Source organism: Planococcus soli, from assembly GCF_016881065.1.
Classification (GTDB): Bacteria; Bacillota; Bacilli; order Bacillales_A; family Planococcaceae; genus Planococcus; species Planococcus soli.
This window is the reverse complement of sequence record NZ_WXYN01000003.1, coordinates 43397-69640: the sequence shown is the minus strand read 5'-3', so window position 1 is coordinate 69640 and position 26244 is coordinate 43397. Positions and strand designations below refer to the sequence as shown.

The following is a 26244-nucleotide window of genomic DNA, read 5'->3' as shown; positions in this document are numbered from 1 at the left end:
ATAATAAGAACGAATGTTCGAGGTGGTGCACAATGGAATTGATAACAAAGAACTTACTGAACGGAATGAACCCGGAACAAGCGGAAGCGGTCAAGACGACCGAGGGGCCCTTACTGATCATGGCAGGTGCGGGATCCGGAAAAACGCGGGTGCTGACGCACAGAATCGCTTATTTGGTGCTGGAAAAACAGGTTTACCCATCCAACATCCTGGCGATTACGTTCACCAATAAAGCAGCACGCGAAATGCGCAACCGGATTGATGGATTATTGGGCCACGGAACAGGCCAGCGCATGTGGGCTTCCACATTCCACTCGATGTGCGTACGGATTTTGCGGCGTGACATCGACCAGATGGGCATGTCAAAAAACTTTTCGATTCTGGATACGACCGACCAATTAACGGTCATCAAGAATGTTTTGAAACAACAGAACCTGGATCCGAAAAAATACGAACCGCGGACGATGCTCAACGCTATTTCATCGGCAAAAAACGAGTGCATCGACGCAGCACAGTTTGCAGCAGACATGAATCAGTTTAACCCGTATGAAAAGACCGTATCCGATGTCTACACCGCATACGAAAAGCGGTTGAAGAAAAACCAGTCGCTCGATTTTGATGACTTGATCATGACAACGCTGAATTTGTTCAATACGGTTCCTGAAGTGCTGGAGTATTACCAGAATAAATTCCATTATATTCATGTCGATGAATATCAGGATACCAACAATGCCCAGTATCAGCTGGTCCAAAAATTGGCCAGCAAGTTCAAAAATATTTGTGTGGTCGGCGATTCCGATCAGTCAATTTATCGCTGGCGCGGAGCGGACATCACCAACATCCTGTCATTCGAGAAAGATTACCCGAATGCCAAAGTGATCATGCTGGAGCAGAATTATCGCTCGACTAAGCGCATTCTGCAGGCAGCGAACGATGTGATTCAGAAAAACACCAGCCGCTATCCGAAAGAATTGCGTACCGACAACGACGAAGGCCCTGCGATTACCTTGCATAAAGCGGGAGATGAACGCCAGGAAGCGCAATTCGTTGTACAGACCATCCAAAGATTGATGGATGAAGAAAATTACAAGACATCGGATTTTGCCATTCTCTACCGCACCAACGCCCAATCCCGAATCATGGAGGAAATGTTCGTCAAGTCGAATATGTCCTACACGATTGTCGGGGGTACCAAGTTCTACGACCGCAAAGAAATCAAAGACCTGTTGGCGTATTTGCGGTTGATCGCAAACAACGACGACGATTTGTCGCTGGCCCGTGTCATCAATGAACCAAAACGCGGAATCGGCTCGACTTCTTTTGAGAAGATGGCGCGTTTTGCGATTGAACAGGACCGCACCATCATGGATTCATTGCAGGAAGCTGACTTTATGGGGCTGACCCCAAAAACAGCGCAGACAGCCCTGGAATTCCGCACGATGATCGACAGCTTCACGCAAATGCAGGAGTATTTATCGGTTACCGAGTTGGTGGAGGAAGTACTGAAAAAATCAGGCTACCGCCAAATGTTGCAGGCTGACAAAACAATCGAAGGCGAAAGCCGCCTGGAAAACCTGGAAGAGTTCCTGTCGGTGACCAAAGCGTTCGAAAAGCAAAGCGACGACAAATCGCTTGTTGCTTTCCTGACAGATTTGGCGCTCATTTCAGATATTGATTCTTTGGACGACGAAGAAGATGCAGATGGCCCGATCATCTTAATGACGATGCACGCAGCTAAAGGCCTGGAATTTCCTGTAGTCTTTATTATCGGACTGGAAGAAAACGTCTTTCCGCATGCACGTTCGAATAATGACGATGAAGAGTTGGAAGAAGAGCGTCGACTCGCTTACGTCGGAATTACCCGTGCCGAGAAGCGGCTGTATTTGACGCATGCCTCTTCCCGCACATTGTTCGGGAAAAGCAATTTCAATATGCCATCCCGCTTCATTTCTGAGATTTCAGAGGATTTGATTGAACAAACGACGGCGCATCACCGTGCAGGTGCAGCTACCAGCTACAGACAGGCACCAAGGCGTGCGGCTGTGGCACGACCCGGCTACAATCAGTCAGGCGGAGACAAGCTCGGCTGGAAAACCGGCGATCGAGCGACGCATAAAAAATGGGGCACAGGAACGGTCGTCAGCGTCAAAGGCGAAGGCGAGCAAACCGAGCTGGATATTGCATTCCCCAGCCCTGTCGGCATCAAGCGGCTATTGGCTAAATTTGCGCCGATTGAAAAAGTGTAATCGGGAGGAAATCGTATGGATCGCATAAAAGCGGAAGAACGCGTAAATGAATTGAACGAACTGCTTCGGAACTACGGCCATGCTTATTATGTTTTGGATAAGCCGGCTGTTCCGGATGCCATCTACGATCAAATGCTGAATGAATTGATCGACTTGGAAACACTTTATCCTGATTTGGTTTTTCCGGATTCTCCGACCCAGCGCGTCGGCGGAACACCGATTTCGAATGTTGCCAAAGTGACACATGAACGGCCGATGCTCAGCTTGTCGAATGTCTTTGGTGAAGAAGATCTGCGCGAATTCGACAAACGGGTTCGCAGCGGCGCAGGCGACGGGATTGAATATGTCTGTGAGTTGAAAATTGATGGTCTTGCAGTGTCGCTTATGTATGAAGACGGGAAATTTGTCAGAGGCGCCACGCGTGGAGACGGACGCATCGGTGAAGATATTACGGTCAACCTGCGGACAATCCAGTCGATTCCGCTGAAATTAAAACAGCCGGCTACACTTGAGGTGCGCGGCGAAGTCTTCATGCCGAAAAAATCTTTTCTGGCCTTGAACGAACAACGGGGCGAGCGGGGTGAGGAACTATTTGCCAATCCACGCAATGCCGCTGCCGGATCGCTGCGCCAATTGGATCCGAAAATTGCGGCGAGCCGCAATCTGGATGTCTTCATCTACGGAATTGGCGGAGACGGAGAAACTTACAATCTTTCTGAACATGATGAATCGCTGGGTTACCTGTCGGAGCTTGGATTTAAGACCAACGAAGAGAGAAAAGTTTGTACAAGTGTTGAAGAAGTTCTGGCCTATATCGAGAAGTGGACAGAAAACCGCACGAAGCTCTCCTATGAAATTGACGGCATCGTCATCAAAGTCAATCGCTTTCTTCACCAGCAGGATCTTGGCTTCACAGCAAAAAGCCCGAAATGGGCCACTGCCTACAAATTCCCTGCCGAAGAAGTGATGACTACGGTCCGCAACATTGAATTGAGCGTTGGCCGGACTGGTGTGGTCACTCCGACCGCTATACTGGATCCGGTTTCTGTCGCAGGCACGACTGTCCAACGGGCTTCTTTGCATAACGAAGATTTGATTAAGGAAAAGGATATTCGCATCGGCGACAAAGTCATTATCCGAAAAGCGGGAGACATCATTCCGGAAGTGGTTTCGGCCATCGTTGAACAACGGACAGGGGATGAGCTGCCTTTCGAGATGCCGACCCACTGTCCGGCTTGCAACAGCGAGCTTGTCCGCATCGAAGGGGAAGTCGCTCTTCGCTGCGTCAATCCGCAATGCCCCGCACAAATCACTGAAGGGCTGATTCATTTTGTATCCCGAAATGCCATGAATATTGACGGTCTGGGCGAAAAAGTAATTGAGCAATTATACCGGGAAGGCCTGATCAGGGACATTTCCGATATTTATAAGTTGACCAAAGAACAGCTGCTCGAACTGGACCGCATGGGCGACAAATCGGCTTCCAACCTGATTTCGGCGATTGATGCTTCGAGAAGCAATTCGATGGAGAAACTGCTGTTCGGCCTTGGCATCCGCCATGTAGGTGAAAGAGGTGCACGTATTTTGTCCGAGCATTTCGGTACAATGGAGCAGCTCATGAGAGCATCAAAAGAAGAACTGGTTGAAATCCACGAAATTGGCGAGAAAATGGCCGATTCCGTTGTTGCTTATTTTGATAATGAAGAAGTTCGGGCATTGATGGAACGTTTGCGTGAGGCTGACGTCAACTTAACATACACCGGCACACGGATCCGCGTGGAAGCAGGAGCCAATGCATTCGCAGGCAAAAAAATCGTATTGACCGGCAAGCTGGAGCAACTGACCCGGCAGGAAGCCAGCGCACAAATCGAAGCGCTTGGCGGCAAACTGTCCGGAAGCGTCAGCAAAAAGACCGACTTGCTGATTGCCGGCGAAGAAGCAGGTTCCAAGCTCGACAAGGCACTTGAGCTGAAGGTGGACATATGGGACGAAGAACGTCTCGTTGAGGAATTAAATAAATAAGGGGATTTTAACATGAAACGCATATGGTGGATTCCAATCAGCTTGTTGCTGTTAACGGGATGTGTTCCTTCCGGGACCGATGAAGAAACGGAAGTGATAAATGAAGAAGAGGAAGTAGAGACGGCAATCATTCCGAGCATGCAGCTGGATGATCAGTTTTACCGTACACTTCTGCCATATAAAGAAAGTGCCACTAGAGGGAAAATCGTCAATCGCCTAAACTCCCGCTATGATATTACCGAGACCGAAAACGGCTTGCTGCGGTTGTCCCAAAAGCAATTTTCTCCTGATGATTATTATTTCCAGGAAGGCCAAAAAATAACGGATGAAGACGTAACTGCCTGGCTGCAGCGGGTCAGCAATGACAATCCGGCTGGTTTGAATGCGGCTGATGAACGAACTGCAGCACAAAAAGAGGCAGGCGATCGCGCACCCGCTGAAATACTGGCCCATGTCATTGAACAGAACTATTTAGTGAAGACTGATGAAGAGACAATTCGGCTGGGTGGAATTTCAGTCGGCTTGGCGTTGAATTCGGTGTATTACAGTTCAGAAGATGGAATCTCCTATGAAGAAGAAATTCCACGGGACCAGATTGAAAAAGAAGGCAAGCGGATGGCGGATGAAATCGTCAAGCGACTGCGTGAAAAAGAAGGGCTGGGCGATGTGCCGATTGTTGTAGGGCTCTTCGAACAAAATTCCCGCAATGCAATGGTGCCCGGAACTTACTTCTCGTACGGGGCAGCTCCAGGCGGCCAAGAAGCCGTTGCAAATTGGACGGCAGTGAATGAAGCCTACGTGCTATTCCCGACGGCAGGTACAGATGAACGCTACCGGGATATTGATACGGCATTCCGCAACTTCAAACAGGATGTTGAAATTTACTTTTCCAATTTTACCAGTGTGATCGGCACAGGATTTTATCAGGAAAATGAATTAAAGGAACTGAAGATTGAAATTCCGATTCAGTTTTACGGGGCAGCCGAAGTAATCGGATTTACGCAATATGTAACGGGGCTTGTCGGCGAACATTTCCCTGAAAATGTATTGGTGGAAGTCAGTGTGACCTCCACCAACGGCCCTGAAGCATTGGTGTTGCGAAAAGCAGGGGAAACCGAACCATTTGTTCACATTTATGAATAAATTGCATGAAAACGGGGATGGCCATGCGGCTGTCCCTATTCATTTTTTTAGAAAAATGTTATGATATAGCGTATGTTTACTGAATCCGGAGGTGTATAAAAATGGCGAAAATGACTAAAGAAGAAGTGATCGAAGTCGCTCATTTGGCGAGATTGGCAATTACTGATGAAGAAGCGGAACATTTTGCAGACCAGTTGGAAGCAATTACGAATGCAATGGAATTGCTAAACGAACTGGATACAGAAAATGTTGAGCCGACCACTCATGTTTTGCAAATGGTCAATGTATTGCGTGAAGACAAATCCATTCCTGGACTGGACCGCGACTTGGTTTTGAAAAACGTAAAAGAGCACGAAGGCGGACAAGTAAAAGTCCCAACAATCTTAGAGTAACCGGAAGGAGGAACCATAGATGTCATTGGTGGATAAAACAGCTGCACAATTGCAGGAAATGATACATACAAAAGAAACAACGATTGCTGAATTGACCGAAAAAGCGTTTGACCGTATCGAGGCCCTCGAGCCGAAAGTGGATGCTTTTCTGGCATTGAATAAAGACCGCGCAACACAGCAGGCGAAAGAAATGGATGGAGTACCGTTTGCTGAACGCGGACCTTTGTTCGGTTTGCCAATCGGAGTAAAAGACAATATCGTAACTGAAGGCCTGGAAACAACGGCTTCGAGCCGGATCCTTGAGGGCTTTAACCCGATTTACAATGCCACTGTGGTGGAAAAGTTAAAAGAAGCGGGAATGGTAACAGTCGGCAAATTGAACATGGATGAATTCGCAATGGGTTCTTCCAATGAAAACTCGTATTACAAAAAAACTAAAAATCCATGGAATCTTGAAACCGTTCCTGGCGGTTCTTCAGGCGGTTCTGCTGCTGCAGTTGCAGCAGGAGAAGTGCCATTCACGTTGGGCTCGGATACCGGCGGATCGATTCGCCAGCCTGCAGCTTTCTGCGGCGTAGTCGGAATGAAGCCGACTTACGGACGGGTTTCCCGTTTCGGCCTGATTGCATACGCTTCTTCATTGGACCAAATTGGGCCAATCACAAGAACGGTAAAAGACAATGCATTGCTGCTGAATGCCATTTCCGGGCATGACGATAAAGATTCTACTTCTGCCAACGTGGAAGTACCGGATTTCGCTGCTGCATTGACAGGCGACATTACGGGCTTACGCATCGGTGTTCCAAAAGAATATTTTGCTGAAGGCGTCGGTGAAGCAGCAAAACAAGCTGTCCATGATGCATTGAAAGTGCTGGAAGAGCGAGGCGCAATCTGCGAAGAAATCTCCCTGCCGCACTCAAAATACGCATTGGCTACTTATTATTTGTTGGCTTCGTCTGAAGCATCTTCCAACCTTTCCCGCTTTGACGGAATCCGTTATGGCTACCGTACCGAGAAAGCCGGAAACCTTCTTGAGTTCTACATGAATACCCGTTCTGAAGGATTTGGCGACGAAGTCAAGCGCCGCATAATGCTTGGCACTTACGCACTGAGCTCAGGATATTACGATGCTTATTACAAGAAAGCACAAAAAGTCCGTACTTTGATCAAAAAAGACTTTGACGATGCTTTTGAAAAATACGATGTCATCATTGGCCCAACAACGCCGACACCGGCATTCAAAATCGGTGAAATCATCGATGATCCATTGACGATGTACGCCAATGACATTTTGACGATTCCAGTCAACCTTGCAGGCGTGCCGGCAATTTCAATCCCATGTGGATTTGAAAATGGTTTGCCATTAGGGCTGCAGATTATCGGGAAATATTTTGACGAAGAAACGGTATACCGTGTTGCTGATGTATTTGAACAAGCAACTGATTTCCATAAAAAAACTCCTCAAACTTGGGAGGGAGCAGCACAATGAATTTCGAAACGATCATCGGGCTTGAAGTCCACGTTGAATTAAAAACAGATTCGAAAATGTTTTCTCCAGCGCCTGCTCATTTTGGTGCTGAACCAAACACCAATACGAATGTCGTCGACCTCGGCTATCCGGGCGTTTTGCCGGTAGTCAACAAGCGTGCAGTAGATTGGGCAATGAAAGCGGCACTGGCATTAAACTGCGAAATTACCCGCCACACCAAGTTCGACCGCAAAAACTATTTCTACCCAGACAATCCGAAAGCTTATCAGATTTCCCAATTTGATCAGCCGATCGGTGAGCATGGCTGGATTGAAATCGAAGTAAAAGGCGAGAAGAAACGCATCGGCATTACGCGTCTTCATATGGAAGAAGATGCTGGGAAACTGACACACACTGGCAATGGCCATTCATTGGTCGACTTTAACCGCCAAGGCACGCCGTTAATTGAAATCGTTTCAGAGCCGGATATCCGTACAGCTGATGAGGCTTATGCTTACCTGGAAAAAATCAAAGCGATCATTCAATACACGGGTGTTTCTGATGTACGCATGGAAGAAGGATCATTGCGCTGCGACGCAAACATCTCGCTTCGCCCATTCGGCCAGGATGAATTTGGTACGAAGACAGAATTGAAGAACTTGAATTCATTCAACTTTGTCCGCAAAGGCATTGAGCATGAACAGGTTCGCCAGGAGCAGGTGCTGCTTGCAGGTGGAATCATCGAGCAGGAAACACGCCGCTATGACGAATCGACTGGGAAAACCTTATTGATGCGCATCAAAGAAGGATCTGACGATTACCGTTACTTCCCGGAACCGGATCTAGTCGACATTGTCATCGACGATGCTTGGTTGGAGCGTGTCCGTGCTGAAATTCCGGAATTGCCGGATGCCCGCAAAGCGCGCTACGTATCGGAACTTGGTATGTCTTCTTATGATGCCATGGTACTGACACTGGCGAAACCGATTTCCGACTTCTTTGAAGCGACGGTAACTGCCGGGGCTGATGCGAAATTGGCATCCAACTGGCTGATGGGGGAAGTATCGGCTTATCTGAACGCTGAGCAAAAAGAGCTGGAAGATACAGCATTGACTCCTGAAGGTTTGGCTGGCATGATCAAACTGATCACGGATGGTACGATTTCATCTAAAATCGCCAAGAAAGTCTTCAAGGAATTGATCGAAAAAGGCGGCGACGCGAACGACATCGTCAAAGCGAAAGGGCTTGTCCAGATTTCGGACGAAAACACATTGCGTGAATTTGTCACAACGGCACTCGACAGCAACCCTCAATCGATCGAAGATTTTAAAAACGGCAAAGACCGCGCAATCGGATTCCTTGTCGGGCAGATCATGAAGCAAACAAAAGGACAGGCGAATCCGCCACTGCTCAATAAAATTCTTCTTGAAGAAATTGCAAAAAGATAAAAAGAAGTTATAGATAGGCAAAAGGATGGTCCGTTATGGGCCATCCTTTTTTGTGATTGTATACAGTGAGCGTGTTATTGCGTTGTCGGGAACCAAGCATCGACTAGAGGCGTCTTTACTGCGATGGTCATCTTTTTCCATTTCAATTAACGCTGTAAAACATGCTAACTGCATCTCAGCCTTGAAGACTTTGCCGCAGAACAGTAAACTGGTAATAAAGACAAGTTCTGGCTGATGGAATGTGCTTTATTACCCAACGGCTGCATGACAGTTTAATGGAATATAAAAAGAACAAAAAACTTCCGAGTTGGGAGTGAAAGTCCGAGTTAGCGGCAATGCAGGAAAAGGGAGACGTGATTGTATGATGACGGAGCAGCAGTATTTTGATAATGGTATTACTTTAGAGAGTTATATGGCGCAAATGGAGTCGAACCAGCAAAAGTCCTACAGCATCTATGAAAAGTTCAAGATTCCGGAAGATCCGGAATTCATGGCTTTGCTGAAAGAAAAAAAACCTCATATCTTGGTCATTACCGAAGATTGGTGCGGCGATGCCATGATGAATAATGCCATCCTGCGAAAAATAACAGATGCGGCTGGTTTAGAAGTCCGTTGCGTATACCGCGATGAAAACCTGGAATTGATGGACCGTTACTTAACAAACAATGGACGTTCAATTCCTAAGTACATCATCCTGTCAGCAGAAGGCACTGTTCTTGGAGATTGGGGGCCAAGAGCGCCTAAAGTCCAGGAGTTTGTCGATGAGAAAAAATCAGTGCTTCCCGAAAAAGGGGATCCGCAATACGATCTTCACGTAAAAACCGTGATCGGGGAGATTTCGGACGGCTTTGTTTATAAGGAAGATTTTTGGCAAATTGTCTTTGAAGATTTGCGCCAGGCATTTGAAAAAGCGTTAAAATAAAGAGGATGATTTATCCATAAGGGAAACTGGGGCACACTGCCAAGTTTCTGAATGGAAATCGTGTTTTCTTATTTTTTACAGAAAGTCCAGAAAGGCTGAATCTGATGAAACGTGCACGCATTATTTATAACCCGACTTCCGGCCGTGAGCTATTCCGGAAACACCTGCCTGAAGTTTTAGAGAAAATGGAAAAGGCTGGCTACGAAACATCTTGCCATGCGACCACTTGTGAGGGCGACGCAATTCAAGCGGCTACATTTGCTGTTGAGCGAAAGTTTGATTTGGTAATCGCTGTTGGTGGAGACGGCACATTAAATGAAGTTGTTTCAGGCATCGCTAAATTTGAGAATCGTCCTAAAGTCGGCCTTATTCCGATGGGGACGACCAATGATTTTGCCCGTGCCGTCCATATTCCTCGTGATATTACGAAGGCAGTAGACATCATCTTGAAAGGGGAGTCAATCCCTGTGGATATCGGTCTGATGAACGATGACCGCTATTTCATCAATATTGCTGGCGGAGGCAGGCTTACTGAGTTGACCTACGAGGTGCCGAGTAAATTGAAAACAGTGCTTGGCCAAATGGCCTATTATTTGAAAGGCATTGAAATGATTCCTTCGATCCGTTCCTCACGTGTCCGGATTGAATACGACGGACAGGTTTTCGATGACAGTGCGATGATGTTTTTGATCGGATTGACGAACTCCGTTGGGGGCTTCGAAAAATTGGCACCGGATGCCAGCATCAATGATGGCAAATTCACGTTATTGATCTTGAAAGAGCTTAATATGGCAGAGTTTATCCGCGTGGCTTCTTTAGCATTGCGCGGGGAGCATCTGTCGGATCCGCATGTAATTTATGCAAAGGCCAGTAAAATTACGGTAACTACTGAAGAGCGGGTACTGTTGAATTTGGACGGTGAGTATGGTGGACTGCTGCCGGCAGTGTTCGAAAACTTAGCTGGCCATATAGAAATGTATGTGCCGATTGATTCTTTAAATGAAAAAGACCGCAAATAAAAAGCTGGAAAACGGAGTCGCTCCGTTTTCCAGCTTTTTATTTGCATTGACAGCTCCTATTGTCCCCAATGCTTAAAGAAGTTCGATTGCTGTGTCTTGCTCTTCTGCCAGCTGCGGCAGATTTTTGATCGGTTCCCAACGGAATAGCAGTGTTAAGCCATTATCGCGGCCGTGGCTTGCGATAGTGTGTTCAAACTGTTCGATCGGATCACCGGTGTATTCAAAATGAAAAATGTTCCGTTCGTAGGCTTTATCCTGATGTTCCGGATAATACGTGTACTTGTGGATTTTGCCGACAAAATCGATTACTTCGCGGGGCAATCCTGTTTCTTCTTTAACTTCTCTGTACAAAGCATCGATTAACAGCTCGTCGTCTTCAATCGTCCCACCGGGTACTTGCAGGCCAACTTCCGGTTCACCTTTGTACTCGAATACAAGCAGTTCACGATTTTCTTCTTCGCCTCTTGTAATATACGCAAATACTTTCCGTTTTGTTCTCATGATGCCTCACCCTTTTTCTTTATTCTATATAGAATACTAAAAATTGAGAAAAATTTCAATTCTTTTTCCTTTAACACTGTCACAGCTTATTCAAAGTTTGGTATAAAAACAAGGCTTGGGAAGCGTTTTGGAAAGTGGGTTTGATGTACAATAAGAACAAGAGTTGCAGTGAATCACACGCTTAAAAAAAGGAGACGAGTAGATTGGAATTTCAAGATCCGGCTTTTCTGAGTCGCATTCTAACGTTATTGACTTTATCATTCCATATTCTATACGCAACGATCGGCGTAGGTGTCCCTCTCATGATTATGATTGCCCAATGGGTGGGTATTAAGAAAAAAGATGATCATTATATTTTGCTGGCTCGCCGTTGGGCCAGAGGATTTGTTATTACGGTTGCCGTAGGTGTTGTAACCGGTACGGCGATCGGCTTGCAGTTGTCATTGTTATGGCCGAACTTTATGCAATTGGCCGGAAATGTAATTGCCTTGCCGTTGTTTATGGAAGTTTTCGCATTTTTCTTCGAAGCTATCTTCCTGGGGATTTATCTTTACACATGGGATCGTTTTGAAGACCAGCGGAAGCATTTTCTGTTGCTGATTCCGGTTGCACTGGGGGCAGCAGCGTCGTCCGTATTCATTACCATCGTCAATGCCTTTATGAACCAGCCGCAGGGCTTTGAAATACTGAATGGCGAAATGGTCAATGTCAGCCCGCTCTTGGCTATGTTCAGTCCGGCAGTGCCGACTAAAGTGGCGCACGTTATGGCCACGGCATTTATGACCAGCGCTTTCGTGCTGGCATCCATTGCAGCGCTGCGCATGCTGGGCGGCTCCAACCATATTTACCATAAGAAAGCTTTATTCCTGACCATGAAACTGGGACTGGTGTTTGCCATTGCGACAGCCTTAATCGGAGATTTCTCCGGTAAGTATCTTGCAGAGTACCAGCCGGAAAAACTGGCTGCGGCTGAGTGGCATTTTGAAACAGAAGAAGATGCAGGTTTGGTCATGTTCGGAATTTTGGACGGCGAAGAAGTAAAGTATGCCATCCGGATTCCTTATGCGTTGAGTATTCTGGCACACAGCAACCCGTTTGCTGAAGTTACCGGGCTCAATGAATTCCCGGAAGATGAAAGGCCGCCGCTGTGGATCCATTATCTTTTTGATACGATGGTCACCATCGGCATGTGGCTGGCATTCTTCTCCTTTGTCTATGTCGTTGCCGCTTTCCGCAATTGGTCGTTCATCCGGACAAGATGGTTCCGCTGGCTCACAGTGGCGGGAGGGCCATTGGCGCTCATCGCCATTGAGGCAGGATGGTGGTTCACGGAAGTTGGACGCCAGCCATGGATTCTCAGAGGCCATATGAGGGTAAGTGAAGGAGCAACCACCAGCGGAAACGTAGATCTCATGATTGTGTTGTTTGCTGGTCTGTATATTATTCTCGGTATTGGTACAGCTGTCGTATTAACCCGCATGTACAAGCGCAATCCGGTTGAAAAAGAGTTGGCAGCACGTGAAAATGCCAAAGGCGGTGAAGAAGAATGACATTAGAAATTGTTGGCATATCCGTTCTTTGGCTGTTTCTGTATCTGTATGTCATCGTGGCGTCGATCGATTTCGGCGCCGGCTTCTTTAATGCCTATAGCTCTTTTGTCGGCAAGCAGCACATTTTGACAGGGGTCATCCAGCGTTACTTGTCGCCGGTCTGGGAAGTCACCAACGTGTTTTTTGTATTCTTCTTTGTCGGGATCATTGGATTTTTCCCGCAAACCGCTTTTTACTACGGCACGACCTTGTTGGTTCCAGCCAGTCTGGCGCTGATCCTGTTGGCAATCCGCGGTTCTTATTACGCGTTTGCGACTTACGGGGCTAAAATCAATCATAGAGGCTATATTTATATGTACGGCCTGTCTGGACTGTTGCTGCCGGCTGCCTTGTCGCCGGTGCTGGCTATGTCAGAAGGCGGCTTTATCCAAATGGAGAACGGCCAGCCTTATCTGGACTATTGGGCACTGTTCACCAGCCCGTTGATGTGGAGTATTGTGGTCCTGAGCTTAACGGCAGTCCTGTATATTTCAGCTGTGTTTTTGACCTGGTATTCTTCAAAAGCGGGCGATGCCAAAGCCACTGATTTAATGCGCAAATATGCGCTGGTTTGGGCTGCGCCTGCCATTATCACAGCAACCGGGATTATATATGAACTGCGCGGCCACAACCCTGAGCATTTCGCTCGCATTCTCGACTTATGGTGGGTATTTGCTGTATCATTCCTGCTGTTTGCGGGAACGGTCTACCTGATCTGGAAAAAACGCCATTACGGCTGGGCTTTCATTTTGTTGATGGGGCAGTTCTTTACCGCATTTTTCGCATATGGGGCGTCGCACTATCCGTATTTGCTGTATCCGTATTTGACGATCTATGACAGCTTTACGAATGAAGCCATGGCGATTGCATTGATCATTGCGTTTATCGCTGGACTTTGCCTGTTGCTGCCATCGCTGTACTTATTGTTCCGTCTGTTCTTGTTCGATAAAGATTACATCGAAGGAAAATCGGATTACCACGCATAGAGGAGGCATTATCCATGCAGGATTTCATGATATTTTATGCACCATTTTTAGTTTTGTTTGGTGCCATCATTTTTGGTTTCTGGTTCTCACTGAAAGACGGTCCCGTTACGAAAGACCGGGACTAAGAGCGCGTGCAGGCTTTTGCCTGCCGCGTTTTTTTGTTGTATGATAGTTAGATGTGAAATGGAGTGAATATTTTTGAAACCAGTAAATAAAAATGACCAGATAACGGTCCATGTAGAAGACTTGACGCATGACGGTGCAGGCGTAGCGAAAGTAGACGGATACCCGCTGTTCATCCCAGGCGCCTTGCCGGGTGAAGATGTGTTGGTGCATGTATTAAAGACCTTAAAATCTTATGGCTTTGCGAAGCTAATTGAAATACAGCAGGCTTCACCTTTTCGTGTCGAAGCTCCATGTCCGGTATTCGATACGTGCGGAGGCTGCCAAATACAGCACCTGTCTTATGAAGGACAGATGACGTTCAAGCAGAAGTTGGTGCGCGATGCCATTACCCGAATCGGCAAGCTGCCGGACGTACCGGTTCATCCAGTGAAAGGCATGGAAGATCCATGGCGCTACCGCAATAAATCCCAGATTCCATTTGGTACACAAAATGGCAAAGTGGTGGCCGGATTTTATCAGCCGAGATCGCATGACATTGCAGACACAGACATCTGTCTTATCCAGACGCCAGAAGCGGACGCCATTATGGTGTCGCTGAAAAAGAATTTGGCTGAACTCGGGATCGAACCCTATGAAGAGGCGACGCACCGGGGCATGCTGCGCCATGTGGTTGTCCGAAAAGCCCGGGCGACCGGAGAAATTATGGTAGTACTCGTGACTAAGAAAAAGAAATTCTCGCAGGCGGCGCAGGCGATTGAGTTGATCCAAGCGACCGTGCCGGAAGTGACATCAATTGTCCAGAACATCAACAGTGAAAAAACGAATGTTATTTTTGGTGATGAGACTTTGACGCTATGGGGCAAAGACGTGATAGAAGACCAAATCGGGGATGTCCGTTTTGAAATATCCGCCCGTTCTTTTTATCAGATCAATCCCGAACAGACAGAAGTCTTGTATGGCCAAGCGCTCCAATATGCCCAGTTGACCGGCAATGAAACCGTAATCGATGCATATTGCGGCATCGGAACAATTTCTTTATTTCTGGCCCAGCGTGCTAAATTTGTCATGGGGGTCGAAATTGTCCCGCAGGCGATAGAAGATGCAAAGCGCAACGCCGAGCTGAATGGATTAGCCAATACGCTGTTCGAGGCGGGTCCGGCTGAACAGGTCATACCGCGCTGGTATAAAGAAGGCAAGAAAGCTGATGTATTGGTCGTTGATCCTCCAAGAAAAGGCTGTGATGAACAATTGCTGAGGACCATCCTCAAGCAGCGCCCGACGCGTGTGGTTTATGTGTCTTGCAACCCGGCAACCTTGGCGCGTGATTTGCGCATACTCGAAGACGGCGGCTATCGCACGAAAGAAGTACAGCCAGTTGATATGTTCCCGCAATCCACGCATTGTGAAGCGGTGGCTTGGCTGGAGCTGGCATAATGCAACAATCCGATCAGTGATCCATGCTGATCGGGTTGTTTTATTATTTCCGGTTAATAAGTGCAATTTTGATCAAATGAGGGTTTTAACTGAACAGCCTACAGGGTAAAGAAAAGGGAATACTTCTTGAAGGAGAGAACGGATCAATGGAACGCATACCCGAATCAAAGTTTACAGATAAACGTGAAACCATCATACAAGGATTGGTTGAACAGAACGTATTTAAGATAAATGGGCGCCAATTATATGAAACTTCACTTTATGAATTAATGAAAACCTATACAGATACTAATCAAGCCGGCTGACTCCGGCTTTTTTCAATGGCTTATATTGAATGGGAGGAAAAACCATGCACAATAAAAAGTTGGAAGAGTATCGCCTTGAGCGGCTCGACGAAATGACAATAGCGGATATGCAGGAAGAGATGGACCAAGGCAACTTGACTTCCGAAGAACTGGTGCTGATGTATAAAGAAAATATCTCATTGCGTGGCCAACATACACACGCTGTACTTGAGTTGAATCCAGATGCGTTATTGATTGCGCAGGCACTTGACTTTGAACGCCGCCAAACCGGTCCGCGGTCAAGGCTTCATGGCATTCCAATCTTGCTGAAGGACAATATAGATACTGGGGATAAGATGCATACGAGTGCGGGATCTCTTGCAATGAAGGACCATTATGCACTGCGTGACGCCAAAGTGGCAGAAAAGCTGCGCCAGGCAGGTGCTGTGATTTTGGGGAAAACCAATATGACGGAGTGGGCCAACTTCATGTCGGATAAAATGATCAATGGCTATAGCTCCAGAGGGGGGCAAGTAAAAAATCCTTTTGGTGATTTTGATGTTGGCGGTTCGAGTTCTGGTTCGGCAGCTGCTGTTGCTTCGAATTTGGCAGCAGGAGCGATCGGAACGGAAACCTCCGGATCGATTATAAACCCCGCCGCACAAAACAGTTTGGTTGGCATTAAACCTACAGTCGGCATGGCCAGCAGGACAGGAATCATTCCGCTGTCACACACGCAGGATGTGCCGGGGTCTTTAGCACGAACCGTTGCTGATGCTGTGGCTCTTTTTGAGGTCATTGTCGGTTGCGACCCGGAAGACCCCATTACAACTTTTGCAGCACCGTTCGAAGACTATAACTGGAAGCAGCACCTGAAAAAAGATGGTCTGCAAGGTGCGAAGCTGGGAGTAGCAAGAGGGTTATTCAAAAAAATCAACGATGAACAGGCCGTGCTGTTTGAAAAGGCACTGGAAGCACTGCGCGCCAATGGTGCGGAAATTATTGATGGGATCGATTTAGGTGTTGAGCAGGAAGATTTGGGATTTGCGGTGCTGCAGCATGAGTTCAAGGCAAACCTTAACGCCTATTTGGCAAAGTCCAATCCGAACCAGCCGATCCGTTCCATGGAGGATGTCATCGCATTTAATAATAAACACCCGGAAAAAATGCTGAAGTATGGTCAAAATATGCTGGAGCAAGCGAATGGCATGACGGGCATGCTGACAGAGCGGGAATACGTGGAAGCACTTGAACGCAACCGCTTTTTAGCTGCAGAGCCGGGGATGAAGAAAGTGTTAAAAACAATTGGAGTAGACGCTTTGGTACTGCCACAGGATTATGGCTGCAATATCGGTGCATCCGCCGGGTTCCCATCGATTACCGTGCCATTTGGATATTGTGAAAAGGGCGAGCCTTTTGGCCTCACATTTTCAGGCCTGGCGTTTACCGAGCCGTCGTTGATCGAATATGCCTATGCATTCGAACAAGCTGTCAAAGGACGGCGCAAACCATAAAAAAGAGCGAAGCCTCAATGGCTTCGCTCTTTTTTATGCAATGTCAGCTAAATGCTTCCAAACCTGTTCAATCATAATCGACAGCTCAGATTCAATCCGGTTATCATTGGCAAGCGTAGTGAGAACACTTTCAATCAATACTTTTCTGGGAGTTTCCGCTGCCAGCTCTGCTGCCAGAAATTGCGCGAGCTGTTTTATGTTGTCCTGGTCTTTTAGCTTTTGGGCATACTTTTCCAGCAAGGGAGCGAGCTCTTCTAAAGTGACGTCGTCAGCAGAAGCGGCAAGCGGCAGTTTTAAATTGCCAAAAAAAGTATCTTTTGCGGCTATTTGAAGGGCGATGGTCGCCTGCAGTCGGCGGATGACGAAAGAAGAAAGTTTATCTGCCGGCAAATTATCGACAGAAACAAGGCGCCACAAGTGAATAAGCTGTTGGACATAACCGTGGACGAATGCCGCATTTTCCAATGCATAGGGCGCTGCTTCTTTGCCGAAAACATCAACGATTCGTGAAGAAATCCATTCCATTTCGAGTGAGTACTGTTTGACGGAAAAGGATTTTAATTCCGGATCCTGTGAATAGAAAATGCTTTCATAAAGCGCAAAAAGGTTTTTTTCAAGGTTCAGCTTAATGCGGATATACAGTTGTTCTGCCAATACCTCTGGATCATTTGCAGACATGCCGACTGCTGCTGCCATCCGCCGCTGCCGGATTTCACTGCCAATGGATTCCATGATTGCCATGAGGCATTCCGATTTGGATCCGAAATAATTGTAAAACGTTCCTTTTGAAACTTTGGCTTCGTCCAGAATGTCCTGAATGGAGGAAGAGTTATAGCCTTTATTGATGAAAAGATCATAGGCTGCATTTAGGATCTGTTGTTTTTTAGGGTTCATTTACCTCACCTTTATACCGTTAGTCTATTTTCATTATAACTTGAAAACACTTTCATATCAAGGTTTTGAAATATTCATAACGAAATACTTGAAATAAATATACAGCAGGTATAGAATGATGAAATGGAGAAACAGAAAAAAATATAGAGTACCATTTACGGAGGAAGTATCAATATGAAAGAACAGAAAAAAACACCTTATGGCATCATTGCCATTCTCTTTACCGGCGCATTCGTAGCCATCTTTAATCAGACCTTACTAAACATTGCACTGCCTGAAATCATGCTGGACTTGAATATCGACGCTTCTACGGCGCAATGGCTTGTGACAGGATATATGCTGGTCAACGGGATTTTGATTCCGGCCAGTGCTTTTTTCATTCAGCGCTATTCGAACCGTTCAATTTTTATAGTCGCGATGTCGCTGTTTGCGCTCGGAACATTATTGGCGGCAGTAGCGCCTGTATTCAGCATCCTGCTAGTGGGCAGAATGATTCAAGCTGCCGGTGCAGCATTGATGATGCCATTATTGATGAATGTCATGCTGGCTGCTTTTCCAGTTGAAAAACGCGGATCTGCGATGGGCGTGTTCGGATTGGTCATGGTTGTTGCACCTGCAATCGGACCGACGCTATCCGGATTTATCGTAGAGCATTACTCGTGGCGAGTGCTTTTCTGGATTGTCTTGCCGGTCGCTTTGGTTCCGCTTGCTTTAGGGATTTTCAAATTAAAGAATTTAACATTCCAGAACAGGGAGATATCGCTTGATAAAGCTTCGCTGGCACTTTCTAGTTTAGGTTTCGGGGGAGTGCTGTATGGATTTAGCTCTGCCGGGACGATGGGCTGGACCGATCCGGTAGTTGTGGTGACCATTGCAATCGGTATTATTTCACTGATTGTTTTCGGCTTCCGCCAGTTGAAACTGGATGAACCTTTATTGGAAATCCGAATTTACAAATACCCGATGTTCGCTTTGTCATCAGCAATCTCAATTGCATTATCCATGTCGATGTTCTCGGCAATGATCCTGATGCCAATTTATATTCAGACCATTAAAGGCATATCGCCAATCGACTCGGGATTATTGATGCTGCCCGGCGCGTTGGCCATGGGCTTTATGTCTCCGATTACCGGACGGCTGTTCGACCGGTTTGGCGCTAAAGTGCTTGCCATACCTGGTTTGGCCATTGTTGTGATCACGACGTATATGTTCAGCCAGTTAAGCTTGGATTCCAGCTATATCAGCATCATGCTGATGTACACATTGCGGATGTTCGGCATTTCGATGGTGATGATGCCGGTCATGACGAACGGCTTGAACACGTTGCCGATGAAATCTTATCCACATGGAACGGCAATCAACAACACGTTGCAGCAAGTAGCGGGTGCGGTTGGATCTGCCTTTCTCATCACCATCATGAACACACGTACGGATTCCACAGCACAAACCCTGGCAGCAGAAGGGGTTGCTCCTGAAAGCATCATGAACATTGCCATGCTTGACGGCATTAACTTCGCCTTTTTCGTCTCGACGTTTATAGCGTTGGTAGCATTGATCCTGGCTTTCTTCATTAAAAAACCGGTACGGCCGGTAACTGAAACAGAGAAAGAGATTGTTTATAGACAACAAGAAGCAACTGAATAATCCAGGAGGCCAGCCCCTAAACAGGCTGGCTTTTTGCATGCCAAAAAAGGCGTTAAAACAGCTAATATGGTACACTAAAAGCATTGAAAAAAAGGTGGAATCGCAAATGACTTTTATAAATGAATTAAGCCCATTGTGGCAAGAAAAATGGGAAAAGGCTGGATTTGATGCGTTAATGCCAATTCAGGAACAGATGATTCCAGAGATGCTGGCAGGCAATGATATCGTTGCAGAATCTCCAACGGGATCAGGCAAAACTTTGGCATATGTTCTGCCAATATTGCAGCGGGTCAACCCTGAAAAAAAGGCAATTCAAGCAATGATTGTAGCTCCGTCCCAGGAATTGTCGATGCAGATCGTCAATGTATTGCGTGAGTGGACAGAAGGAACAGATGTCACGGTGACGCAATTGATCGGCGGAGCGAACATCCAGCGGCAATTGGATACGCTCAAGAAAAAACCGACCATTGTTGTAGGTACGCCAGGACGTCTAAATGAATTGGTGAAAACCAAAAAGCTGAAAATGCACGAAATCCGGATTTTGGTATTGGATGAAGGCGATCAGCTGATGGCGCGTGAACACCGCGGCATTATGAAAGACTTGATTGAAAAAACGCAGCACGACCGTCAATTGGTCTTGGTGTCAGCTACGATCACTGAAGAAATCGAGTTGGTGGCGGAACGTTTGATGCAGCATCCGACACGCCTGCAGGTAACTGCGGAGGATCTGCCGATGTTCGGCAAAGTGACGCATTCATTTATCAAAGTGGATGAACGCGACAAGACCGAAATGCTGCGCAGCATTTCGCATATCCCGGGCATGAAGGGATTGGCATTCGTCAATAACCTGGATCAATTGCTGATGAAGGAAAATAAATTAAAATTCCGTGATGCGAAAATTGTCACCCTGCATTCCGAAATGAAAAAAGATGAACGCAAAAAAGCATTGGATGCTTTCCGGAAAGGCGAAGTGGCTGTGTTGATTGCGACAGAAGTAGCGGCGCGCGGATTGGATATTGACCAAGTAACGCATGTCATCCATGTCGATGTTCCGCAAACGGTCGAGCAGTATTTGCATCGCTCTGGCAGAACGGGACGAGCCGGAGCAGACGGCGAAGTGCTGACACTCTTGGCATATTCCGATGAACGCCATTATAAGAAGTTCACAAAAGAACTGCCTTCCAAACCTGTCCAGAAAGTAATCTATGGCGGAAAGCTGATAGAAGGTTCCAGCAAAACCATCGCGGCAAAGGGGAATAAACGATGAATTTCCAAGAAAAACTTGAACAATATGCCGATTTGACAGTTTCTATGGGGTTAAATGTTCAAAAAGGGCAATTGGTCGTGATCAATACCACGACCGATACGCTGGAATTTACACGGATCGTCGTCAAAAAAGCCTATGAAGCAGGCGCCAAACGAGTCCAGGTCAACTACGAAGATCCAGTCCTGACACGGACACATTTTGAATTGGCGCCGGAGGATGCTTTCAAGGAATACCCGGAATGGTCTGTCGTCCAGCGTGATGAAGTGATCAATACAGGCGGTTCTTTCCTATGGATTGATGCGGAAGATCCAGATTTGTTAACAGGTATTCCGGCGAAACGACTGGCTGATTCGCAAAAATCTGCCGGAAAAGCATTAGAACGATACCGCCAGGCAGTGGGAACAGATAAAATCGCATGGTCGATCGTAGCCATCCCATCGCCGAAGTGGGCGCAAAAAGTCTTTCCGGATTTATCAGCTGAAAAACAAATGGATGCGCTTTGGCAAGCCATTTTTAAAACCGTCCGCATTGGCGAAGGGGATGCAGTCGAGGCCTGGAAAAACCACATCGCTTTATTGGAGCAGCGGGCTAGTCAATTAAACAACAAACGCTACGTGAAATTGCACTACAGCGCACCAGGAACAGATCTGACCATTGAGCTGCCAGACAAGCATATTTGGATGTCCGGCGCGTCAAAAACGCCTCAAGGCAATCCGTTTATCGCCAATATGCCGACGGAGGAAGTCTATACCGTGCCGTTAAAGCATGGAGTAGACGGCACGGTCCGCAATACAAAGCCTTTGGTTTATCAGGGGAATATCATTGACGGCTTTACGCTTACTTTTGAAAAAGGAAAGATTGTTGGTGCAAAAGCAGAGTCGGGACAAGAATTACTCGACGAAATGATCAGTGCAGATGAAGGAGCGGCTTATTTAGGGGAAGTGGCATTAGTGCCATTCCATTCGCCAATTTCTGATTCGAACATACTGTTCTACAATACCCTATTCGATGAAAATGCTTCGAATCATTTGGCAATCGGGGATTCTTATCCAACCTGCTATGAAGGGGCACGCGATTTGGAGCGCAAACAACTGGCAGCTATCGGCTTGAATACCTCAATTGTCCATGAAGATTTCATGATAGGCAGCGAAAACATGGATATTGACGGCATTACAGCAGATGGTTCAAAAGAGCCCATCTTCCGAAATGGAAACTGGGCATTCTAAGAGGTGATCGAAATGAAGAAGTATTGGATTGCGGCAATGACAGGATTTCTGTTATTCAGCGGAACAGCTGCTGCACAGGCAGAGCTTCAAATTCCAGCAGCTTATATAGCCATCGGCGACTCGCTCGCAGCGGGGCAGACACCCGACCGCCAAATAGATGCCGGTTACGCGGATTTGATTGCCCAGGAGCTGTCGCGCAATCAACCTGTCGCGTATTATTCGAAAAACCTGGCATTTCCGGGATTTACCACTACGGATGTATTAGAAAGCATCCAAAGCGACGAAGCTGAGGAAGTTCTGTCTTCAGCCAATCTCATCACTGTATCAGCTGGGGCCAATGATTTACTGCGACTGGTGCAGAATGATTCAGCGCAGGGTTCTTTGGTTTTCCAGCAGGTCCAGGTAGACTTTGCACTTAACGAGGCAAGAAAGAACATGGACTTGATTCTGGCAGAGCTTGCTGAACAATCTCCCGATGCAACGGTCTACGTGATGGGCTATTATTTTGCTTATCCGCATGTTCGAGAAAGCCAAAAGAACGGGACTGCCAAACAGCTTGACCGGCTCAATGAAATTCTTCAGCGATCGGCTGAAAAGGCAGGTGCCGTTTTTGTATCGGTGGACCAGCCGTTTGGAGCGAATGCTGTGGATAAAGTTCCGAATCCATCTGACGTCCACCCGAACGCAGCCGGTTATCAGGCGATGGCAAATGCATTTTTCACTGAATACCAGGAAGGCTGGACGGTGGAGGATCTTGAACTGCCGCCGCCAAATCCATTGTCTTTCGAGGAAATCATGGAAGCACAGGACCAGGATGAGCAAGAGGCTTCTGAGAGTAATGATGCAGAAGAAACAGCGCAGCGGCCTTCCAGCGGCAGCCCAACCGGCTACTTTGCGCTGCGCGAAGCAATGCCTTATTTATAGAAAAGCGGAAGCGCCCGTCTTATGATCAATGAATTGGAGTCTTAATCCATAAAAAAACGTTCCGGCAAAGGTATGCCGGAACGTTTTTTATTTTTAGCGTTTTCTGCCACGCGTATCAGGCTGTTGTGGAGCTGATTGTCCCGCTTTGCCTTGTTTTCTTTTATTTAATACTTTACGGATGATCGGGTATGCGATCGGACCGTATTTTATCGCTGATTTCAGTAGTCTTCCAATTGCCATTTAAATCTCTCCATTCATAGGGGTTAGTATATGTTACTTTCCCGAATTCCACAGGATGCAAACCTTTTTAAGCAGATTGTGCATGTGCCAGCAGGATGTCCTTGTATGAGTGGACACTTGATATCAAGACATATTCAGCGTTGCCATGCCAATCATCTCCGCTCGGACCAAATTCTATTGCACCTTCGCCGCCAGTTACCGCCGCATAATAGCGGGTATCTGCAGCACCGTGCTGGCCGAATAAAACAGGTTCTTGCTGAGTCGTGTCCAAAATCGCTTTTTGCAAGCTTTGAATATACGGGTTGTCTTTAGTTGTGGTAAGGGCAGGTGTGGAGCCGGAAGCTTTGTACTCCATATCGACATCCAATTTGTCGGCCAAGTCAACCAGCTGGCGAACTATCTCATCTTTATCCTGGCCTGGCATAAAACGGATGTCATACGACATTTCACAAATTTCAGGAACGACATTGTAGCGTTCTCCTGCTTTGATGATAGGCAGGTTGACAGAAGGCTGCTCGTAATATTCGGTTGATTCTTTCCGGAAAGGAAGATCTGCAATAGCCATATGGAACTTCATCGCTGATTCAATGGCATTGATGCCTTCCCATGGACGGCTGCCGTGAGCAGGCTTGCCTTTGAATGTCATATCCATCCGCAGAATGCCTTTAGACTGCAATCCGACTTTTAATCCAGTCGGTTCACCGCAAATGACGAAGTCACCGTGGTAACCTTGTTCCACAAGCCATTTCGATGTATTGCGGCCGCCAATCTCTTCATCGGTGACGATGTGCAGTTGGACGATGCGGTTTAAGCTGGAGCTGTCGAGCTCGATAAATGCCTGCATCATCGCTGCTACCCCAGCTTTCATATCTGCAGAGCCGCGGCCATAGATGCGGTCCTGTTCTTCAACTGGAACAAATTGTTCCTGATGGCCCGGAACGACGTCTACATGGCCATTCCAAATAATGGTCTCATTGCCTTGCCCTTTTGTGGCTGTCAGCATTTGATAGCCGTTGTTGTCATGAATAGTGACGGTTTCGCCTTTTTCCTTTAACCAGTCTGCACAAAAAAGAAGAGCTTCATTGGCCCCTTCTTTTGTGTCACTTTGAATTTTAATCAGTTCTTTTAACAGTTCAATCATTTTTTCGGCAAGCCCAAACTTCCGGCTGCCTCCACCACCTTTCAAATAGCTTCACTATTCAACTCTTTACCCTATCAGATTATCTTAAAACAGCCTTGCATTAAAGGGAAGGCTTGTGTAAAATACAGGTGAAAGTAAAATATCTGTATACACCACAAGGGGAGCTTTTGCTGAGAGTGAACAAATTGTTCTTACCCTTTGAACCTGTAAGTTAACACTTGCGCAGGGATGTGGATGGAAACCGGCCCTTACAACGGCGCCAGGCTCTGTCCTGGCGCCGTTTTTAATATGGTTTTATTCACGGCCCTTCTGGTGATGTGCAAAACACATTAAGGAGGAAGTCATGAGAAATAAAAAAGTATTGTTAATGATGGAAATAGCCATTTTTGCGGCTCTAGGATTTGTACTGGATTTCATTTCGTTCCGGATGCCGCAGGGCGGTTCGGTCAGCCTAGTGATGATTCCAATCGTATTGATCGCATTCAGAAGAGGTGTCGGTGCAGGAGTGCTGACCGGATTTCTGGTTGGGCTTCTACAGATTGTTTCCGGATTTATATCTGTAACTCCTTTGTCGTTTGGATTCGTTGTGATGCAGGTCTTGTTGGACTATCTTCTGGCATATGGAGTGGTTGGGCTGGCAGGTGTCATGCGCACAAAATACATGCAGCATGCGCAAGCAAAGCAAACAGGAAAAATGCTTGCTGCTATAGTGGCGGGCGTGCTGATTGCTTCAGTTCTCCGCTATCTCGTCCATGTTATTACGGGCATCTTGTTCTTCGGCATGTTTGCTGAAGGCAATGTGGTGATCTATTCGGTCGTCTACAATGCCACTTATATGATACCTGTGTTTTTGCTGGCGGCTTTTGTCTGTGCTGCGCTTTTTGCAGCCGCTCCAAAATTGGTCGATGCAGAAGCTTAAAATTTGGAAGGCTGTCTTTTGGCAGCCTTCTTTTCTCTGTCCGTTTCCGGAGATTTGTTGAACCGGACAGAGAGCCAGTGATTTAATTTTGTGGTATAATTCTTGAATAGAAAAGCTTGAAAGAAGGGTCATTGATGATAGCAACTAATGAAAAAGATATCGAAATGTTAAAGAAAGCCGGCCAAATGGTCGCTGAAATTCGCGAAGCGATGAAAGCCGCAACAAAAGCGGGCGTTACTACGAAGGAAATTGACGACTTGGGCGGCAAACTGTTCGAAGAGTTGGGCGGCGTCTCCGGTCCTAAATCAGAATATGATTTTCCGGGATTCACATGCATCAGCGTCAATGAAGAAGTGGCCCATGGCATTCCGGGTGACCGCGTGATTCAGGATGGCGATATTGTCAATATCGATGTTTCTGGCTCCTACGAAGGATTTTTTTCTGACACAGGCATCTCATTTGTTGTTGGGGAAGGGCATGCGGATAAAGAAAAAATCTGTGAAGCGGCAGCTTCAGCCTTTGACCGTGCGATGACAAAAGTCAAAGCCGGCGCCAAACTCAACCAAATCGGCAAAGCTGTGGAACGTGAAGCAAAAGAACAAGGCTTGTTCGTCATCAAGAATCTGACTGGGCATGGCATTGGCAAATCACTGCATGAAGCCCCTCAGCACATTTTAAATTATTATGATGCGTGGGAGACGACCATCCTGAAAGAAGGCATGGTGCTGGCAGTAGAGCCGTTTATTTCACAGAAGGCAGAGCACATTATAGAATCAGGTGACGGCTGGACATTCATCACGCCGGACCAATCTTTGGTGGCGCAGATCGAACATACCGTTCTTGTCACAAAAGGCGAACCTATTCTGCTTACTAAGCTTGATAAATAAAAAATTTC

Annotated in this window: 24 protein-coding genes and 1 riboswitch; of the genes, 20 read left to right on the top strand and 4 right to left on the bottom strand. The window is 46.8% G+C overall.

All coding sequences use genetic code 11. The annotated features are described in order from the left end of the window. The first annotated feature begins 32 nt into the window (after positions 1 to 32). The 8 genes from pcrA to GJB59_RS00855 all read left to right on the top strand — a co-directional run bounded on the left by pcrA (position 33) and on the right by GJB59_RS00855 (position 10660). Complete coding sequence (gene pcrA / locus GJB59_RS00890; RefSeq protein WP_142829898.1) at positions 33 to 2246, top strand: DNA helicase PcrA; 2214 nt, start codon at positions 33 to 35, stop codon at positions 2244 to 2246. Positions 2247 to 2261: 15 nt separating this feature from the next. Beyond that, entirely contained in the window at positions 2262 to 4268 is a 2007-nt protein-coding gene (ligA, locus tag GJB59_RS00885) for an NAD-dependent DNA ligase LigA (RefSeq protein ID WP_142829896.1), read from the top strand. Positions 4269 to 4280: 12 nt separating this feature from the next. Continuing rightward, the gene (locus tag GJB59_RS00880; RefSeq protein WP_142829894.1) at positions 4281 to 5411 is read left to right on the top strand and encodes a CamS family sex pheromone protein; all 1131 of its coding nucleotides are present in this window, start codon (positions 4281 to 4283) and stop codon (positions 5409 to 5411) included. A gap of 101 nt (positions 5412 to 5512) precedes the next feature. Then, the gene (gene gatC / locus GJB59_RS00875; protein WP_142829892.1) at positions 5513 to 5803 is read left to right on the top strand and encodes an Asp-tRNA(Asn)/Glu-tRNA(Gln) amidotransferase subunit GatC; all 291 of its coding nucleotides are present in this window, start codon (positions 5513 to 5515) and stop codon (positions 5801 to 5803) included. A 58-nt stretch (positions 5804 to 5861) separates the two neighbouring features. After that, on the top strand, positions 5862 to 7292 hold the full coding sequence (gatA, locus tag GJB59_RS00870; RefSeq protein WP_425325256.1) for an Asp-tRNA(Asn)/Glu-tRNA(Gln) amidotransferase subunit GatA: 1431 nt from the start codon (positions 5862 to 5864) through the stop codon (positions 7290 to 7292). After that, positions 7289 to 8719, top strand: a complete 1431-nt coding sequence (gene gatB / locus GJB59_RS00865; protein WP_142829888.1) for an Asp-tRNA(Asn)/Glu-tRNA(Gln) amidotransferase subunit GatB — start codon at positions 7289 to 7291, stop codon at positions 8717 to 8719. Before gatA ends, gatB begins: the two co-directional genes overlap by 4 nt. A 361-nt stretch (positions 8720 to 9080) precedes the next feature. Beyond that, positions 9081 to 9641, top strand: a complete 561-nt coding sequence (locus GJB59_RS00860) for a thioredoxin family protein (protein ID WP_142829885.1) — start codon at positions 9081 to 9083, stop codon at positions 9639 to 9641. Positions 9642 to 9745: 104 nt separating this feature from the next. Beyond that, the gene (locus GJB59_RS00855) at positions 9746 to 10660 is read left to right on the top strand and encodes a diacylglycerol kinase (protein WP_142829883.1); all 915 of its coding nucleotides are present in this window, start codon (positions 9746 to 9748) and stop codon (positions 10658 to 10660) included. 72 nt (positions 10661 to 10732) lie between these two features. On the opposite strand, the gene GJB59_RS00850 is transcribed toward GJB59_RS00855, so the two are convergent. Continuing rightward, positions 10733 to 11161, bottom strand: a complete 429-nt coding sequence (locus tag GJB59_RS00850) for an NUDIX hydrolase (RefSeq protein WP_142829881.1) — start codon at positions 11159 to 11161, stop codon at positions 10733 to 10735. A gap of 203 nt (positions 11162 to 11364) precedes the next feature. Between GJB59_RS00850 and GJB59_RS00845 the strand changes: the two genes are divergently transcribed. The 6 genes from GJB59_RS00845 (at position 11365) to GJB59_RS00825 (ending at position 17094) form a co-directional block, all read left to right on the top strand. Further along, complete coding sequence (locus GJB59_RS00845; RefSeq protein WP_142829879.1) at positions 11365 to 12711, top strand: cytochrome ubiquinol oxidase subunit I; 1347 nt, start codon at positions 11365 to 11367, stop codon at positions 12709 to 12711. Continuing rightward, positions 12708 to 13736, top strand: a complete 1029-nt coding sequence (locus GJB59_RS00840; protein ID WP_142829876.1) for a cytochrome d ubiquinol oxidase subunit II — start codon at positions 12708 to 12710, stop codon at positions 13734 to 13736. The genes GJB59_RS00845 and GJB59_RS00840 overlap by 4 nt, the downstream gene beginning before the upstream one ends. Positions 13737 to 13750: 14 nt before the next feature. Then, on the top strand, positions 13751 to 13861 hold the full coding sequence (gene cydS, locus GJB59_RS19365) for a cytochrome bd oxidase small subunit CydS family protein (protein ID WP_407676716.1): 111 nt from the start codon (positions 13751 to 13753) through the stop codon (positions 13859 to 13861). Positions 13862 to 13934: 73 nt separating this feature from the next. Then, a complete protein-coding gene (gene rlmD / locus GJB59_RS00835) occupies positions 13935 to 15296 on the top strand; it encodes a 23S rRNA (uracil(1939)-C(5))-methyltransferase RlmD (protein WP_142829874.1) in 1362 nt (453 codons plus the stop codon). 146 nt (positions 15297 to 15442) lie between these two features. Further along, a complete protein-coding gene (gene fbpA / locus GJB59_RS00830) occupies positions 15443 to 15601 on the top strand; it encodes a Fur-regulated basic protein FbpA (protein WP_142829872.1) in 159 nt (52 codons plus the stop codon). 44 nt (positions 15602 to 15645) lie between these two features. Next, entirely contained in the window at positions 15646 to 17094 is a 1449-nt protein-coding gene (locus GJB59_RS00825; protein WP_142829869.1) for an amidase family protein, read from the top strand. A gap of 33 nt (positions 17095 to 17127) precedes the next feature. On the opposite strand, the gene GJB59_RS00820 is transcribed toward GJB59_RS00825, so the two are convergent. Next, positions 17128 to 17988: a TetR/AcrR family transcriptional regulator gene (locus GJB59_RS00820; protein ID WP_142829867.1), complete on the bottom strand. Its 861-nt coding sequence runs from the start codon at positions 17986 to 17988 to the stop codon at positions 17128 to 17130. 174 nt (positions 17989 to 18162) lie between these two features. Here GJB59_RS00820 and GJB59_RS00815 point away from each other — a divergent pair, with 174 nt between their 5' ends. From GJB59_RS00815 to GJB59_RS00800, 4 genes are all read left to right on the top strand, one after another. After that, on the top strand, positions 18163 to 19632 hold the full coding sequence (locus tag GJB59_RS00815) for an MDR family MFS transporter (protein ID WP_142829865.1): 1470 nt from the start codon (positions 18163 to 18165) through the stop codon (positions 19630 to 19632). 106 nt (positions 19633 to 19738) lie between these two features. Next, the gene (locus tag GJB59_RS00810; RefSeq protein WP_142829863.1) at positions 19739 to 20899 is read left to right on the top strand and encodes a DEAD/DEAH box helicase; all 1161 of its coding nucleotides are present in this window, start codon (positions 19739 to 19741) and stop codon (positions 20897 to 20899) included. Further along, positions 20896 to 22125, top strand: coding sequence for an aminopeptidase (locus tag GJB59_RS00805; protein ID WP_142829861.1), 1230 nt, complete (start codon positions 20896 to 20898; stop codon positions 22123 to 22125). Before GJB59_RS00810 ends, GJB59_RS00805 begins: the two co-directional genes overlap by 4 nt. A 12-nt stretch (positions 22126 to 22137) precedes the next feature. Then, a complete protein-coding gene (locus GJB59_RS00800; protein WP_142829859.1) occupies positions 22138 to 23049 on the top strand; it encodes an SGNH/GDSL hydrolase family protein in 912 nt (303 codons plus the stop codon). A 93-nt stretch (positions 23050 to 23142) separates the two neighbouring features. On the opposite strand, the gene yxzF is transcribed toward GJB59_RS00800, so the two are convergent. Next, positions 23143 to 23289: a small protein YxzF gene (gene yxzF / locus GJB59_RS00795; RefSeq protein ID WP_185960110.1), complete on the bottom strand. Its 147-nt coding sequence runs from the start codon at positions 23287 to 23289 to the stop codon at positions 23143 to 23145. Between the two features lie 67 nt (positions 23290 to 23356). Beyond that, a complete protein-coding gene (locus tag GJB59_RS00790; RefSeq protein ID WP_142829942.1) occupies positions 23357 to 24430 on the bottom strand; it encodes a M20 family metallopeptidase in 1074 nt (357 codons plus the stop codon). A gap of 147 nt (positions 24431 to 24577) precedes the next feature. Next, a riboswitch (TPP riboswitch) is annotated at positions 24578 to 24676 on the top strand. 97 nt (positions 24677 to 24773) lie between these two features. Between GJB59_RS00790 and thiT the strand changes: the two genes are divergently transcribed. Continuing rightward, positions 24774 to 25349 carry an energy-coupled thiamine transporter ThiT gene (gene thiT, locus GJB59_RS00785; RefSeq protein ID WP_142829857.1) on the top strand — a complete coding sequence of 192 codons (576 nt, stop codon included), beginning with the start codon at positions 24774 to 24776 and terminating at the stop codon, positions 25347 to 25349. 134 nt (positions 25350 to 25483) lie between these two features. Further along, on the top strand, positions 25484 to 26236 hold the full coding sequence (gene map, locus GJB59_RS00780; protein ID WP_142829855.1) for a type I methionyl aminopeptidase: 753 nt from the start codon (positions 25484 to 25486) through the stop codon (positions 26234 to 26236). Positions 26237 to 26244 lie beyond the last annotated feature (8 nt).

Bases quoted from the DNA above. Each gene is read 5' to 3' on its own strand.
- GJB59_RS00800 (WP_142829859.1), top strand. From the start codon at position 22,138: ATGAAGAAGTATTGGATTGCGGCAATGACAGGATTTCTGTTATTCAGC.
- GJB59_RS00805 (WP_142829861.1), top strand. From the start codon at position 20,896: ATGAATTTCCAAGAAAAACTTGAACAATATGCCGATTTGACAGTTTCT.
- gatC (WP_142829892.1), top strand. From the start codon at position 5,513: ATGGCGAAAATGACTAAAGAAGAAGTGATCGAAGTCGCTCATTTGGCG.
- GJB59_RS00790 (WP_142829942.1), bottom strand. From the start codon at position 24,430: ATGATTGAACTGTTAAAAGAACTGATTAAAATTCAAAGTGACACAAAA.
- cydS (WP_407676716.1), top strand. From the start codon at position 13,751: ATGCAGGATTTCATGATATTTTATGCACCATTTTTAGTTTTGTTTGGT.
- yxzF (WP_185960110.1), bottom strand. From the start codon at position 23,289: ATGGCAATTGGAAGACTACTGAAATCAGCGATAAAATACGGTCCGATC.
- gatA (WP_425325256.1), top strand. From the start codon at position 5,862: ATGATACATACAAAAGAAACAACGATTGCTGAATTGACCGAAAAAGCG.
- gatB (WP_142829888.1), top strand. From the start codon at position 7,289: ATGAATTTCGAAACGATCATCGGGCTTGAAGTCCACGTTGAATTAAAA.
- GJB59_RS00810 (WP_142829863.1), top strand. From the start codon at position 19,739: ATGACTTTTATAAATGAATTAAGCCCATTGTGGCAAGAAAAATGGGAA.
- GJB59_RS00850 (WP_142829881.1), bottom strand. From the start codon at position 11,161: ATGAGAACAAAACGGAAAGTATTTGCGTATATTACAAGAGGCGAAGAA.
- fbpA (WP_142829872.1), top strand. From the start codon at position 15,443: ATGGAACGCATACCCGAATCAAAGTTTACAGATAAACGTGAAACCATC.
- GJB59_RS00815 (WP_142829865.1), top strand. From the start codon at position 18,163: ATGAAAGAACAGAAAAAAACACCTTATGGCATCATTGCCATTCTCTTT.
- ligA (WP_142829896.1), top strand. From the start codon at position 2,262: ATGGATCGCATAAAAGCGGAAGAACGCGTAAATGAATTGAACGAACTG.
- GJB59_RS00840 (WP_142829876.1), top strand. From the start codon at position 12,708: ATGACATTAGAAATTGTTGGCATATCCGTTCTTTGGCTGTTTCTGTAT.
- thiT (WP_142829857.1), top strand. From the start codon at position 24,774: ATGAGAAATAAAAAAGTATTGTTAATGATGGAAATAGCCATTTTTGCG.
- GJB59_RS00880 (WP_142829894.1), top strand. From the start codon at position 4,281: ATGAAACGCATATGGTGGATTCCAATCAGCTTGTTGCTGTTAACGGGA.
- pcrA (WP_142829898.1), top strand. From the start codon at position 33: ATGGAATTGATAACAAAGAACTTACTGAACGGAATGAACCCGGAACAA.
- GJB59_RS00820 (WP_142829867.1), bottom strand. From the start codon at position 17,988: ATGAACCCTAAAAAACAACAGATCCTAAATGCAGCCTATGATCTTTTC.
- GJB59_RS00860 (WP_142829885.1), top strand. From the start codon at position 9,081: ATGATGACGGAGCAGCAGTATTTTGATAATGGTATTACTTTAGAGAGT.
- GJB59_RS00825 (WP_142829869.1), top strand. From the start codon at position 15,646: ATGCACAATAAAAAGTTGGAAGAGTATCGCCTTGAGCGGCTCGACGAA.
- GJB59_RS00855 (WP_142829883.1), top strand. From the start codon at position 9,746: ATGAAACGTGCACGCATTATTTATAACCCGACTTCCGGCCGTGAGCTA.
- map (WP_142829855.1), top strand. From the start codon at position 25,484: ATGATAGCAACTAATGAAAAAGATATCGAAATGTTAAAGAAAGCCGGC.